Origin of the sequence: Paraperibacillus marinus, from assembly GCF_046237605.1 — a bacterium.
In the GTDB taxonomy this organism is placed as follows: Bacteria; Bacillota; Bacilli; order Bacillales; family DSM-1321; genus Paraperibacillus; species Paraperibacillus marinus.
Genome location: NZ_CP143542.1, coordinates 3,429,748 through 3,442,671 on the forward strand (window position 1 = coordinate 3,429,748; position 12,924 = coordinate 3,442,671).

Here is a 12,924-nt window from a genome sequence, read left to right on the forward strand (position 1 = left end):
GTTTATATATTCTCCCTCTGGGGGAGAGTCTAATTTATGAAGGAGCATTGGTTTTAAAGGTTTATTTATCATAATAAATCACCACTTTAATCATATCAAACCCTCACTAGAGCTTAGTGGGAATGGATGGATAATAATCTTCGGAGCATTACTCAGAAATTTTAATTTTACATATGAAATCAACCCTCTGTCCAATTAAAAAAAGATTTGAAATTTTAGGAGGGGGTCGCTTAATTGTTAAAGTTCTGTCGCGTGTTTTTAATTGTTCTGATTTTGAGTATGGGTTATCAGACCGATGGGGGTACTCACTCGGGGCGAACAGATCAAAAACAGCTAGAGAAGAAAGGGATTTACCATATTCAACAGTTAATAACTTAGGGAAATAAGGAGGTTACAATCTAATGTAATCTAGTGCAATTGTGGTTGTAGGAATTGTATTGATCTGGGGGGCCTCATAGCAGTATTGCGAATGTAGTTAGTAAAACTAAACAACGTTGATATTGGGATAGCCTGTAAAGCCATTATTCAGCTTAACAGGCTATTCTTTTTTGACTTTTCTCATCCAGTAAAATTAAGGTTGGATCTAACTTATCGTTGCCGACTCTCAAGTTTAAGTTACATGTATCCATTGTAAATTTTAATCTCCTGATGCAAGATTTATTAACCAAAAAGACCTTCTTTTGATCTCTATCTTCTTTTAACAGCTCTACCGCTTCCCGGAATCTCATAGAATGTACTATCTCACGTTCTCTTAAAAACCTTAATGAATCATTTATCTCTGGATCGTCAGATATATCGATCAACCATTGGTAGGTAGCACGGGCTTTTTCCTCGGCTGCTATATCCTCATACAAATCTGCAATTGGATCTCCTTTCGCCTGAATGTAGGCGGCAGTCCAAGGTACACCAGCTGCGTTATGGTAAAAGACTGCACTGTCATGATTAACATAATGTTCACCGATGCCCGCTTCCCTTAGTTGTTCAGGGGTGGCATCTTTGGTTAGTTTAACGATCATTGTTGCAATCATCTCTAAATGGGCAAATTCTTCGGTACCAATATCAGTTAACAACCCAACTACCTTATCAGGAATGGAGTACCGCTGATTCAGGTACCGAAGTGCTGCTGCTAGTTCTCCATCAGCTCCCCCGTATTGTTCAATCAAATACTTAGCAAGTGTCGGATTGCATTTAGAAACTTTCACAGGATATTGCAGCTTCTTTTCATAGACCCACATATTTACCCTCCTTTAAACCTGCCATGGCCACGGGCCAGATCCCCAATCCCAGCGGGGACCAGGATTATTACTGACACCGAATTGCATTAAAGGACCATATTTCCCTTCAAAAACCTGTTTTACTTGCCTTGAATAAGCTGAATACTGGTTAAATTGCTGCAAAGCATTTTCATCATCAGGATGCGTGTCAAGGTACAATGTCAGCTCCACTAAAACGAAATCTACAGCCTGAATCTGTCTCATCAATTGATAATATTCATCATCAATTTGTTTTACCAAGTTAGGACTTCCTCTCTTTATAGGGGTTTTCATAATAATCATATAACGCTTTCCAAAGCGTTCCTTTCATTAATGCTTCATATGGAGGAAATTGTTCAAGGTTAGGCGGCTGAAAATTGATGTATAAGTTAGGGGGAGTCCGATAATACTTTCTTTTTAATGGCGGACAGGGATCAAAAGTACTGTGAAAGGGTTTATATTGCTTAATTGGTGTAAACTGATTTAGATTAGAATTATACAAATCATATGCCCCTCCTTTCTCAAAATCTGTGCCAATATCAAAACATATGCATGATAATAAGGTTAAATGCTGGATAATTGTAGTTCTTGCTCCCTGGCCATAAACCTCACCTTCAATATGGTGTGGGGATCTATTTACCAAACCATCAAAGTCGACAAAAATATTCAGTATATTATTTTTTTTGAGTTGTTTGATCAGCCAATCCCCTTCATTTTAATACACGTCATTGGAGAAGCAAAGCTCGTAAATGGCGGATATAAAATAAGTACGCCTAAACAAAAAGCAGGGACAACCGTTTCGGTATATGCAATTGATGCTTCAGGTAACAAGAGCGGAATCAAAACGATAAAGGTTGTTGTAAGACACCACTTCTGTTCCGACTGTCAATAAAATCACATACAAATCGGTAACGGTCACAGGAAAAGAAGAAGAAAAATACGCAGCCATTTATATCTTTAATGGAACCCAAAAAACTGGTCAAGGAACTGTTGATAGCAAAGGGGCTTATAAAGTGAAGATAAAAGCCCCGTAAAAACGTACAAGCCTACGGATTTACGCTCAGGATAAATCGGGGAATAAGAGCAGCAGCAGATCTGTCAAGGTTGTTTAGGTTTATATGTAAAGGCGAAGCAATTGCTTCGCCTCTTTTAGTTTTTAAGAAAACACTTATTGAACACAAGTCAGGTAAAAATATTAATGTATAGTCAGTTCCAAACTCTTCTTTTATTTTTCAGTAAGATGGTCCCATAAGAGTCATTTATTTCAATAAAAAGATAACAAAAAGAGCCCCTAAAAGGCTCCCAGCCCTGCTTTTATATATACTTCCTGTGCACACCCTTCCCATCATAGGTGAACACGATGTTTCTTCCTTCGAATACGGATTCCATGTGGACGGTGCGCCCCCAGAGCTGGTGCAGGTATGGCAGGACTTTTTCGAGATATTTGACATCCAGTTCAATGTTCTCGAACCAGTGTTTCAGGTACAATTCACCATTCTTCAAGTAATCGCCGTCGGTTACCGTAATGTAGGGGAAGCCTCCATTGACACGCATGCTCACCAGCTGGTCACGGACCTGTTCCCATTCTTTGCCGACCACTTTGTATTCCTTGCCCTGTTTCTGGAACAGATACATATCCTCTCTCATAACCAGGTCCTTTGTCAGATAATTGCGGAGGAAGGAGATGTCTGATTCTATTTCTCTGACTTCGAACATCTTCTCTCTGCCGGAACCAGGCTTGACGCCCCTTTCCTTCATTTCCTTTGTGGGATTGTCAAAGCGCTCTTCGATATCTTCAAAAATTTTCAGGCCAAGGTAATATGGATTGATGGATGTTCTTGACGGCTGTACGACCCCGGCATTCAGCTTAGCGAATTCGATGGATTCGCTGCTGGTAAGGTCGAGCTCGCGCAGAATTCTTTGATGCCAGTAGGATGCCCAGCCTTCGTTCATAATTTTTGTCTCAAGCTGCGGCCAGAAATATAGCATTTCTTCTCTCATCATGGTCAAGATGTCTCGCTGCCAGTCGGCAAGATGCCTGCTGTATTCTTCTATGAAGAGAAGGATATCTTTTTCTGGCTGCGGTGGGAATTTCTTCGTTTTCTTTCTTTCAGCGTTGTCCTTCTGCCCTTTTAAGTCCAAGGACCACAGATCATCATAGGGCGAGACAGGCGGCTTATCCTCCTCATCTGCGTCATCATTCATAGACCAGGAGAGTTTTGGCCGGATGAGGGAAGGATCGATATGTTCTTCCACAGCGAGGACCGCATCCAGGAAGGTTTCTACCTCATCTTTTCCATACTCGATTTCATATTGGCGGATCCGGTCAGCTGTCGCTGCCATGCTTTCAACCATATCACGCTTTGTATTTTGGAACCGGATATTATTTTTAAAGAAGTCACAATGAGCAAGGACGTGGGCAACAATCAGCTTGTTCTGAATCAAGGAATTGGAATCCAGCAGGAATGCGTAGCAAGGATCAGAGTTGATAACAAGTTCATATATCTTGCTGAGTCCGAGATCATAGTGAAGTTTCATTTTGTGAAATTGTTTGCCGAAGCTCCAATGAGAAAAACGGGTCGGCATTCCATATGCTCCAAATGTATAAATGATTTCTGAGGGACAAATTTCATACCGCATTGGATAGAAGTCGAGTCCAAAGTGAGTGGCGATTTCCGTGATCTCACTGATTGCACGCTCCAGGGCTTTTTGGTCAGATTCTTTCATCAGCTTCTCCCCCTTATCTTCTTACCACAATGTATGTAAAAAGGAAGAGAAAATGACGGTGCCCTGCTAAAAACCATCTTACTAAAGGATTTCCATACTAATATATCCAGCACTTCGTCCGTTACACCCGGTAATATCATGCATTCCCGTGCCGTATGGGAAGCCAAGTTTTTCTGCGGAAGAGAGAAGGGTAAATGTATACACTATTAGTAACTCCCCAAGAGGAGGAAAGAAAATGGCTAAAGTTGATTATGACCGGGCTTTGTATTATACCCATCGTTCCGAATGGGATAATCTTTTGATACTGATGGTCAGGACCAAGGATCAAATTCTTTCCAAAAAGATTGAAATGTTCCTTCATTCTTACCATTTTGAACAAGACTATGCGGTAATCGAGAAGCATCTGTACGGTCTGCTGCGATATATAGACCATGCCACTTCCATGCTGAATGACCGCTTTACTTTATACGGTGTACAAAATGGGTAGCATTTACCCAGGTTCAGCAATCCCTTATCCCGCGCGGTAAGGACACCTGCCTTAAAAAAACTCAGCTGGGATGAATGCCAGCTGAGTTTTCTATACATATTAAAGGACACTTTTGATATAAGGCAGGTTCATGAAAGCATCCTGAACTTTTTGCAGCTTTTCCTCTGCGGACGAGCGGGATTTATCATTGACTCCGAAATAAAACTTGATCTTAGGCTCAGTCCCTGACGGTCGTAAGCAGACCCATGAACCGTCCTCAAGGAAGTACTTCAGCACATTCGATTTTGGCAGATGAATTTCCTCCTCACGGCCCTCAGACAGCAGATGGCTGCGGCTTGTCTGATAATCCTCCATCCGGACAACACGCAGTCCAGCAAGCTCTGAAGGAGGATCCTGACGGAAGCTTGAAAGGATGCCCTGAATCTGTTCTGCTCCGTCTTTTCCTTTAAGAGTCAAGGATTTCAAGGACTCCAGGTATGCTCCATATTTTTCGAAGATGGCATTCAGCCCTTCATACATGGTCATGCCCTGCTTCTTGTAATGGGCACACACCTCCACCGCAAGCAGTGCCGCCTGGACAGCATCTTTATCCCTGGCAAAATCCCCGATCAGATATCCATAGCTTTCTTCATAGCCGAAGAGGAAGGTATGCTCTTTCGTTTCTTCATATTCCCCGATCTTCTCTGCAATGAATTTAAAGCCTGTTAATACATCGTCAGCCTGCAGACCGTATGCCTCTGCGATTGTGCGGCCGATTTCTGAAGTAACGATGGTCTTTAAAACAATGCCGTTTTCCGGCAGGGTTCCTTTTTGCTGCTTTTGTGACAGAAGGTACTCAAGCAGGATGGCCCCAGTCTGATTTCCTGTCAGGACCACATATTCACCTTCTTCATTTTTCACAGCCACACCCAATCTGTCTGCATCCGGGTCAGCGGCAATCAGGATATCGGCGTCCACTTCCTTCCCCTTGGCAATGGCCAGTTCAAAGGCTGCATGTTCCTCCGGGTTAGGGGAAGCGACCGTAGAAAAGCCGGGATCCGGCTCTGCCTGTTCCTCCACAATGTATACATTCTTATAGCCAAGTGACTCAAGCCCCCTGCGGACCGGGAGATTGGAAGTTCCGTGCAGGGCGGTAAAGACGATATTCAAATCTACTTCTCCGGACAGGTTGGGATTTTCGGAAATGGTAAGGAGCTGTTCATTATACTTCCTGTCCATTTCCCCGCCGATCATTTCAATCAGGCCGGCTTCCAGGAGTTCCTTCTCTTCCTTCACTTCGATCAGCAGCTCGTCCTCAATTGCGCTGACATAATCAATGACTCGGTCGGCTGGCCCTGGCGGAAGCTGTGCTCCATCCGGCCCGTACACTTTATAGCCATTGTATTCTGGGGGGTTGTGGCTTGCTGTAATGACGATACCGGCATAAGCCCCAAGCTCCCTTACTGCGAAGGAAAGCTCGGGAGTCGGCCTTAAGCTGTCGAACAGGTAGACCTTGATCCCGTTTGTCGCAAGTGTCTTCGCGGCTTCCATGGCAAATTCCGGTGATTTATGCCTTGAATCATAAGCGATTACTGTTCCGCGATTTTTGGCTTCCTCGCCAAAAGAGGAAATATAGCCTGCGAGGCCCGCAGTCGCCTTGCGTACGGTATATAGATTCATGCGGTTAGTGCCTGCCCCGATTTCGCCCCTCATGCCGCCTGTGCCAAATTCAAGCTCTTTATAGAAGGCATCCTCCAGGCTTTTTTCGTTATCGTTTAACTTGACCAGTTCCTGCCTGATTTCTTCATCAAGCCCTGAAAAATCCTGCCACCGGGCTGCTGTCTGTTTGAAGTCCATTTCATCATCTCCCTATTCAAATGAATCCTTGTATTTCTTGTTGTATGTATTCTTAATCGATGGAATGAAATCCTTTTCCTTACTTTATTTTATATTAAAAGGCTGTTTTCGGAAACAATATAGCCATTGAAAAAGAAAGTGGATTACCACTGCAGGCACTCTGCCTGCGCGGGGCGGGCGGTGAGTCTCCTCGGCTTCGCCTGCAGGGTCTCACCTGTCCCGCAGCTCCTCACAAAACTCATCCGAAAACAACTGCCCTTTAGAAAAAATTCTAAAAAAGAACGGGGTCAGACCCATTCTTCCTGTTAACGCGGCTTCCCCTTATTTTTTGTACTGGATTTTGTATACATCATGCCTGCGGTCACGAAGCTGGTTGACAGTCCCGGACTGTCGCTGTCTTCTCAGGATCTCAAGGTCGACATCCCCGATCAATACCATCTCGATATTGGGGTTCGTTTCCCCCACCACTCCGTCCCTGGCAAATTCAAAATCAGACGGTGCAAAAATTCCTGATTGTGCATATTGGATATCCATATTCTCGGTTTGCGGCAGATTTCCTACTGTGCCGGAAATCACGGTATAAATCTGATTTTCCACAGCCCGGGCCTGTGCACAATACCTTACCCTTAAATAACCCTGCCTGTCTTCTGTACAGAATGGCGTGAATATGATCTTCGCGCCCTTGTCGGTGGCTATGCGGGCAAGCTCTGGGAATTCGATATCATAGCATATCTGGATGGCAATCTTGCCGCAGTCTGTATCAAACACTTCGACCTCATCCCCAGGGCTGATTCCCCACCATTTCCGTTCATTGGGTGTGATATGGATCTTATACTGCTTCTCAATGGTTCCATCTCTTCTGAAAAGATAACTGATGTTATAAATATCATCATCATCTTCCATGACGAAATGTGATCCGCCGATTATGTTCACATTGTATCGAACGGCAAGATCGGTGAATAACTCGATGTACTGCTCCGTGAATTCGGTGATCTTCCTTACAGCCATGCTCGGTGATCTTTCATGAAGGAAAGACATCAGCTGAGTGGTGAAAATTTCCGGGAAAACCGCGAAATCAGCTCCAGCGTCAGACGCTACATCTGTAAAGTATTCCACCTGGTTCGCGAAGTCGTCGAATGACTTAATCTGGCGCATCATATATTGAACAACACAGATCCGGACGGGCTGGGATGTCTTGAAAAACGTGTTCGTCTTCGGCAGGTAGTCAATATTGTTCCATTCCATCAATGTTGCGTATTTGCCTGATTGTTTGTCATCCGGCAGATAGTTGGGATTGATCCTCATCAGGGTAAATTCATTTAGAAGCTGGAAGGAAAGGACTGGATCATATATCTTATGAAGAATGACTTCCTGAACATATTCCCTTGGCGTATATTCATCCTCGAATTTATGGTAGTTGGGAATTCTCCCTCCAATGATAATGCTCTTCAGGTTCAGCTGGCGGGCTAGTTCCTTCCTCGCTTCATACAACCTGTGCCCGATCTTCATCCGCCTGAATTCTGGATGAACCATGACTTCAATTCCATATAAGTTATAGCCGTCCGGATTATGGTTGGTAATGTATCCATTGTCGGTTACATCATCCCATGAATGGCGGTCATCATATTCATCGAAGTTTATGATTAAACTGGAGCAGCTCCCGATGATCCTTCCATCATATTCGGCACAGAATTGGCCTTCCGGGAAAATGGAGAGATGGCTCTCCAGATGCTCCCTTTTCCACGGTGTCATACCCGGAAAGCATTGAAGCTGCATTTCCAGGAGATCGTCTATGTCTTTTTCTTCAATATTGCGGATAATCAGTTTCTTTTCGAATTTATGCAAATCTAGTTCTTCACTCATACATCCTGCACTCCTCTGGTTCCGAAGAATTGTCGTCATTAAAACATTAGTTGATAAAGCAATATAATACCCGTACGCCGCCGTTTCTAAACTCATGCGGGCCACAAGCCCAGGCTCTGAGTACACCCTTAAAGCCCTTCGCTCTCCCAAGTCTCCTATTTACATTTATGCTCTTTACACATATAATCGTACCAATAATGTCTTTAATTCAAACATTCGGGGATGAAAATATGACCAGTTTTGAAAAAAACAGGGAAAACCTGTTATTCCTTGCCTTTGGCACGGCTGTCATCGCAATGTTCGGAAGCCTTTACTTCTCTGAGATCAAAGGGTACGAGCCCTGTGAATTATGCTGGTACCAGCGGATCCTCATGTACCCCCTGACCGTGCTCCTTGGCATGGCGGTGGCTCGAAAGGATTACAGAATCAGTTTATATTCACTCGTTCTTTCAGGAATTGGCGGACTGATAGCTCTTTATCATTATCTTATCCAGAAGGTTGCCTTCTTTACAGATTCTGCCCCCGCCTGCGGCCGTGTGCCCTGCACCTCGGATTATATTAACTGGCTCGGCTTCATCACGATCCCGCTGCTTGCATTCACTGCCTTTATCATTATTTTTGCAGCCAGCCTAAAAGTATACAAAATGTCAGGAGGACGCTAAAAAACAATGAAAAAAGTAATCATTTTTCTTATCATCATCATTGCCTTGTTTGGGGCCATGGCACTTGTAAATAATATGCAGCAAAAAGAAAAAACGGCAGACACCCCAAAAGCATCAGATACCCAAAAAGGACCGTATGGCGGCAAAGAACTGAATGCGGCCACTACCGGGCAGCTGGAGGATCCGAATTATCAGAATATCATCCTGCCCGATACACTTAAAACGAAGCTTGATAAAAAAGAAGATGTTACAGTTTACTTCTTCAGCCCGCTCTGCCCTCACTGCAAGGAAGCCACTCCCCGGCTGATGCCGCTGGCAGAGGATAAGGGAATTCAGGTTGAACAGTTTAATCTGCTCGAGTTTGAAGACGGCTGGGATGCCTATAATATTGAATCGACGCCGACTCTTGTGCAATTCAAGGATGGCAAAGAAACGGCACGCATAGTAGGTGCACAGGATACGAAGATTTTCAGCAGCTGGTTTGATAAGAACACCTTGAAATGAAAAAAGAGGCAGACCCAAAAATATTGGGACTGCCTCTTTTATTGGCTATATTAACATCAGGCAAGGGACCGCAATTTTACTTCGTCTACCTCCCTGGCATGGAAACAGATGCAGCTTCAAGCCGGCACAGCAAAGCCCGGGGAAAATCTCCCCGGACTTAGTTTTGAAACGTATGATTTCCTTTTTTACATTAGATTAAAATTTGATTAGCGGGTGAAATGAATAAGTTCAAGTCCTGCGAAGGAGTATGTAAATAATCAAACTGGTCAAAATCCAATGGGAAATAGATTCCAAATTTGTTTAATAAGCGGGCGTTTGTGTAAAACAGCTCTTCCAGCCGTGACTCGGCAGCTGCGGTCAGTGCCCACTTCTTTTCCAGGACAGTCAGTATGACATTCAGGCTTGTCATCACATGGAAAGCATCCTTTAATGTGGTGCTGTAATCACTTCCTCCCGACTCTGTCTGGAGCACACCATTTTCCCTAAGCTGCTTGATCTCTCCTGTGGTAAAATAAAGAGGAAAAATAGTCTCATAAAAATAATGTACGAGCCCTGAAATTTCCTGTTCCTGCTCGATTGTCGATGCATAAACCACTCTCACGAAAAAAAAACCACCCTTAAGCAATATTATCCTGTTTTTTCTGTAAATTAAGTTTCCTTTTTTTAGGATAACATAAAATCCTTCAAAAGTAGGGTGGAAATTTAATCCACACTCCTCTTTTATAGTAAATTAGACTATGAATTTGGAATAAACTGCTACTTACTATATAGCTGACGGAGGCTTCAAAACCATGATATATGCTGACAAAAAAGGCTCTGCCCTGCTGATAAAGATCCCTTTGAAGTGGAAAGAACTCACAATCGAGAATCTATTCAGCAAAATCTGGCAGGCTCCCAGGAAGCTTGTCCATGAATGGAGGATGAGCAAAAGAGTACTCCTGAATGGACAGCAGACCTCCTGGTCCCATCACCTGCAAAAAGGGGACATCCTGCAGATTCCTTTGTCTTTCTCAGAGATGGATGACAATCAAGCAAGTTATATGGGTATTGATATCTTATATGAAGACGATCAGGTCCTTGTCATCAATAAGCCGCCCGGCCTGGAAACCCATCCCTCAAGTCCCGGCCAGAATGATACCTTGCTGAATGGGGCTGCCTTTCATATGCTGATGAATGGGGAGAATTATTTTCCGTTCCATATACACCGCCTCGATAAGGATACTTCAGGAGCCATCCTTTTTGCGAAAGACAGGCTGTCAGCAGCAATCCTGGACAGGCTCCTCCTGGAGAGAAAGATCAAAAGGACCTACCTCGCCCTGGTACATGGGTTGATCAATAAGAACGGCACAATTAAAGAAAGTATCGGCAGGGACCGCCATCACGGGACACGGAGAAGGGTATCACCGGGCGGCAGTCCAGCTGTCACCCACTATGAAGTGGTAAAACAAATACGCGGAAAAGAACAGACACTACTAGCCTGCAGGCTTGATACCGGGCGCACCCACCAGATTAGAGTCCATCTGAGTTATATCGGCCACCCGATTGTAGGAGATACTCTTTATGGAGGAAGGCCGGAAGTACCAAGACAGGCGCTGCATGCCTCTAAACTTGTATTTCCGCATCCTATAACGGAGGAAATGATCGAGGTCACTGCTCCTTTTCCCGACCCGGAAATATTCCCTGAGGTCTGAGTCAAAACACCCCAAAAAAGACAGCCAGTTCACTCTTGGCTGTCTTTTATTGGATATAGGCAAACTAGGATTATGCTTCCTGCCCGGTCCTTCTTTTCAGGAATAAACTGGCGATAAAAACAAAGACCAGTGTACCGAATAAGGCAGGAATAAGTGCAATGCCGCCTGCCTGCGGTCCAAAGTTCCCAATGATCATAGAACCTACCCATGCGCCTGTGATTCCTGAAACCACACTGCCAATAACCCCTGTCTGCACTTCTCTTCCAATAGCAAGCTGGGCAATCCAGCCGATGATTCCGCCAATACAGAGAGTCAATAGAAATTCCAGCATTCTGTTTCCTCCTGATTCATGTTGTGGTTACTTCTTTGGTGTAAGCAGCGTGGAGGGAATATATCCTTTCTTCTTGCTGCTTTCATCCACTACCTCAATTCTGACTGCCATTCTGCTGAGCACGGTTACCTCACTGCCTTTTTTCAATTCAACTACTTTATTCTTGCTGATTTGGTCAGAAACTCCGTCATAATCATTGATTTTAATGAACTGATAAAGCTTGTCGTATTCTCCCTCGGATAATGCAAGGAAAGCGTCCTCGTCAACCGTTGCTTTTTCGCCCTTTTCCAAAATTTTTTTCTCGGCCTTTTTCTTGGTGTCATTCATTGTCGTTTTGACAGAATCGACTGCCTTCCGGCTTTTCTCACCCAGGTTGGCATTTTCAACTTCTTTTTTCACTTTATCCTGAGCAGGCTGCGTTTTTTTATCAAGTTCATCCACAGCTTTTTTAGATTCTTCCTTTACCTTATTGCCTGCTTCTTCTGCCTTATTCCCGGTCTCTTCCGCACCCTGGCATCCTGTAAGCAGGACGGCTGCGATTACTGCACCATATAAACTTTTCATTGCTGTCCGCTTGCACCTCCCCTTTTGCCAATGCTGATTAATGAATATATTCCCGGCGTTTTTCAATTCAAACCTGGATGATGCGATGCTGCTCCTCTCACACAAAAAACAAACATGAGTTTCCTACCCGCAACCGATGCATGGAAGAAAAACTTATACAAGAGCAGAAATAAACGCAATAAGGCGGTGGAGCGGAACTAGACACACCAGGTTTGCCAGGAAGATGCAAGATGTGCTCACCCAGCTGCAGGAAGCCTTTTGATCCATGCAGCTCCGCCCCTTTTCCACTGAAAAAGACCAGTCAGGCTGTCAATCCGCCTGACTGGCCTCTGCAGGCCGGATGATTAAGTTAAAGCGCTTTCATAAATTTTCAGAACATTACTTTGCAACGCCAAGCCGGTCTTCTTTGATCGACAGCACTTCTCCAACATCCTGCATCGGAGATTCGTATACCATGGCTGCCTTATAGGAATGAACCTCTGTATATACTTCCTGCATCTTGGAGTAAATCCATTGCTCGCTCCTGCGTTCAGGCGACCAGAAAAATACATCCATATCATTTAATTCACCAGTTATCACATGCCGGCGCTGATAAAGGATCGAGCCAGCTTTTTTAAAGCCATTCTTCTCGTAGAACTGGACCCTTTTTTTTGAGTCGTGATCGGCGGAAGTAACGGGTTCCACCTCTAAAACGATGGGCTTCCTTTTCTTTTTCAGGCGGTTCATGAGCTTGCTGCCTATTCCATTCCCACGGTTGGTGCTGCTTATCAGAACATAATCCACAAAGATAAAATCGTCCTTTTCCAGATAGACGAGTACATATTCAGGCCCCATTTCCCTCTTGTAAGCTTCTTTATCGGAAAATAACAGCCTCATCTGTTCCTCAGACTTCATCTCTCTCTCCGGGAAGTACTCTCTCAGCTTGGTGTACCATTCAGTCATGATCCGTGGCATCTCCTTTAAAAATCGATTTATTCATAAACTATTATGTTTAATACCAATCCCT

At 44.1% G+C, this 12,924-nt stretch carries 13 protein-coding genes and 1 pseudogene; 4 read left to right on the forward strand and 10 right to left on the reverse strand.

Annotated elements, in window-relative coordinates:
- Positions 1 to 668: 668 nt before the first annotated feature.
- The 4 genes and pseudogenes from V1498_RS17315 to V1498_RS17330 all read right to left on the reverse strand — a co-directional run.
- Positions 669 to 1,235: pseudogene (locus V1498_RS17315) on the reverse strand (manganese catalase family protein); the annotation flags it as partial.
- Between the two features lie 12 nt (positions 1,236 to 1,247).
- Positions 1,248 to 1,556, reverse strand: coding sequence for a spore coat protein CotJB (locus tag V1498_RS17320; protein WP_409294955.1), 309 nt, complete (start codon positions 1,554 to 1,556; stop codon positions 1,248 to 1,250).
- Positions 1,516 to 1,755 carry a spore coat associated protein CotJA gene (locus tag V1498_RS17325; protein ID WP_409294956.1) on the reverse strand — a complete coding sequence of 80 codons (240 nt, stop codon included), beginning with the start codon at positions 1,753 to 1,755 and terminating at the stop codon, positions 1,516 to 1,518. Before V1498_RS17325 ends, V1498_RS17320 begins: the two co-directional genes overlap by 41 nt.
- Positions 1,756 to 2,567: 812 nt before the next feature.
- Positions 2,568 to 3,980 (reverse strand): SpoVR family protein, encoded by a 1,413-nt coding sequence (locus tag V1498_RS17330; RefSeq protein ID WP_409294957.1) that lies wholly within the window; start codon positions 3,978 to 3,980, stop codon positions 2,568 to 2,570.
- 235 nt (positions 3,981 to 4,215) lie between these two features.
- Between V1498_RS17330 and V1498_RS17335 the strand changes: the two genes are divergently transcribed.
- Positions 4,216 to 4,467 (forward strand): YhdB family protein, encoded by a 252-nt coding sequence (locus V1498_RS17335; RefSeq protein ID WP_409294958.1) that lies wholly within the window; start codon positions 4,216 to 4,218, stop codon positions 4,465 to 4,467.
- A gap of 99 nt (positions 4,468 to 4,566) precedes the next feature.
- Here the strand turns inward: V1498_RS17335 and V1498_RS17340 are convergent, their stop codons facing one another.
- The gene (locus V1498_RS17340; RefSeq protein ID WP_409294960.1) at positions 4,567 to 6,303 is read right to left on the reverse strand and encodes a phospho-sugar mutase; all 1,737 of its coding nucleotides are present in this window, start codon (positions 6,301 to 6,303) and stop codon (positions 4,567 to 4,569) included.
- Positions 6,304 to 6,624: 321 nt separating this feature from the next.
- Positions 6,625 to 8,166, reverse strand: a complete 1,542-nt coding sequence (locus V1498_RS17345) for a GNAT family N-acetyltransferase (protein ID WP_409294962.1) — start codon at positions 8,164 to 8,166, stop codon at positions 6,625 to 6,627.
- 230 nt (positions 8,167 to 8,396) lie between these two features.
- Between V1498_RS17345 and V1498_RS17350 the strand changes: the two genes are divergently transcribed.
- Together V1498_RS17350 and V1498_RS17355 are read left to right on the forward strand one after the other, a co-directional pair.
- Positions 8,397 to 8,828, forward strand: coding sequence for a disulfide oxidoreductase (locus tag V1498_RS17350; RefSeq protein WP_409294964.1), 432 nt, complete (start codon positions 8,397 to 8,399; stop codon positions 8,826 to 8,828).
- A gap of 6 nt (positions 8,829 to 8,834) precedes the next feature.
- Positions 8,835 to 9,332, forward strand: a complete 498-nt coding sequence (locus V1498_RS17355) for a thioredoxin family protein (protein WP_409294966.1) — start codon at positions 8,835 to 8,837, stop codon at positions 9,330 to 9,332.
- A gap of 190 nt (positions 9,333 to 9,522) precedes the next feature.
- On the opposite strand, the gene V1498_RS17360 is transcribed toward V1498_RS17355, so the two are convergent.
- Entirely contained in the window at positions 9,523 to 9,933 is a 411-nt protein-coding gene (locus tag V1498_RS17360; RefSeq protein ID WP_409294968.1) for a DUF5365 family protein, read from the reverse strand.
- A gap of 193 nt (positions 9,934 to 10,126) precedes the next feature.
- Here V1498_RS17360 and V1498_RS17365 point away from each other — a divergent pair, with 193 nt between their 5' ends.
- Positions 10,127 to 11,023: an RluA family pseudouridine synthase gene (locus V1498_RS17365; protein WP_409299336.1), complete on the forward strand. Its 897-nt coding sequence runs from the start codon at positions 10,127 to 10,129 to the stop codon at positions 11,021 to 11,023.
- Between the two features lie 70 nt (positions 11,024 to 11,093).
- On the opposite strand, the gene V1498_RS17370 is transcribed toward V1498_RS17365, so the two are convergent.
- The 3 genes from V1498_RS17370 to V1498_RS17380 form a co-directional block, all read right to left on the reverse strand.
- A complete protein-coding gene (locus tag V1498_RS17370; protein ID WP_409294970.1) occupies positions 11,094 to 11,354 on the reverse strand; it encodes a GlsB/YeaQ/YmgE family stress response membrane protein in 261 nt (86 codons plus the stop codon).
- Between the two features lie 27 nt (positions 11,355 to 11,381).
- Positions 11,382 to 11,918 carry a hypothetical protein gene (locus V1498_RS17375; RefSeq protein ID WP_409294972.1) on the reverse strand — a complete coding sequence of 179 codons (537 nt, stop codon included), beginning with the start codon at positions 11,916 to 11,918 and terminating at the stop codon, positions 11,382 to 11,384.
- 378 nt (positions 11,919 to 12,296) lie between these two features.
- Entirely contained in the window at positions 12,297 to 12,860 is a 564-nt protein-coding gene (locus V1498_RS17380; RefSeq protein WP_409294974.1) for a GNAT family N-acetyltransferase, read from the reverse strand.
- Positions 12,861 to 12,924: the final 64 nt, after the last annotated feature.

Coding starts and splice junctions, on each gene's coding strand:
- V1498_RS17320 (WP_409294955.1), bottom strand. CDS start 1,556: ATGATTATTATGAAAACCCCTATAAAGAGAGGAAGTCCTAACTTGGTA.
- V1498_RS17330 (WP_409294957.1), bottom strand. CDS start 3,980: ATGAAAGAATCTGACCAAAAAGCCCTGGAGCGTGCAATCAGTGAGATC.
- V1498_RS17335 (WP_409294958.1), top strand. CDS start 4,216: ATGGCTAAAGTTGATTATGACCGGGCTTTGTATTATACCCATCGTTCC.
- V1498_RS17340 (WP_409294960.1), bottom strand. CDS start 6,303: ATGGACTTCAAACAGACAGCAGCCCGGTGGCAGGATTTTTCAGGGCTT.
- V1498_RS17345 (WP_409294962.1), bottom strand. CDS start 8,166: ATGAGTGAAGAACTAGATTTGCATAAATTCGAAAAGAAACTGATTATC.
- V1498_RS17350 (WP_409294964.1), top strand. CDS start 8,397: ATGACCAGTTTTGAAAAAAACAGGGAAAACCTGTTATTCCTTGCCTTT.
- V1498_RS17355 (WP_409294966.1), top strand. CDS start 8,835: ATGAAAAAAGTAATCATTTTTCTTATCATCATCATTGCCTTGTTTGGG.
- V1498_RS17370 (WP_409294970.1), bottom strand. CDS start 11,354: ATGCTGGAATTTCTATTGACTCTCTGTATTGGCGGAATCATCGGCTGG.
- V1498_RS17375 (WP_409294972.1), bottom strand. CDS start 11,918: ATGAAAAGTTTATATGGTGCAGTAATCGCAGCCGTCCTGCTTACAGGA.
- V1498_RS17380 (WP_409294974.1), bottom strand. CDS start 12,860: ATGACTGAATGGTACACCAAGCTGAGAGAGTACTTCCCGGAGAGAGAG.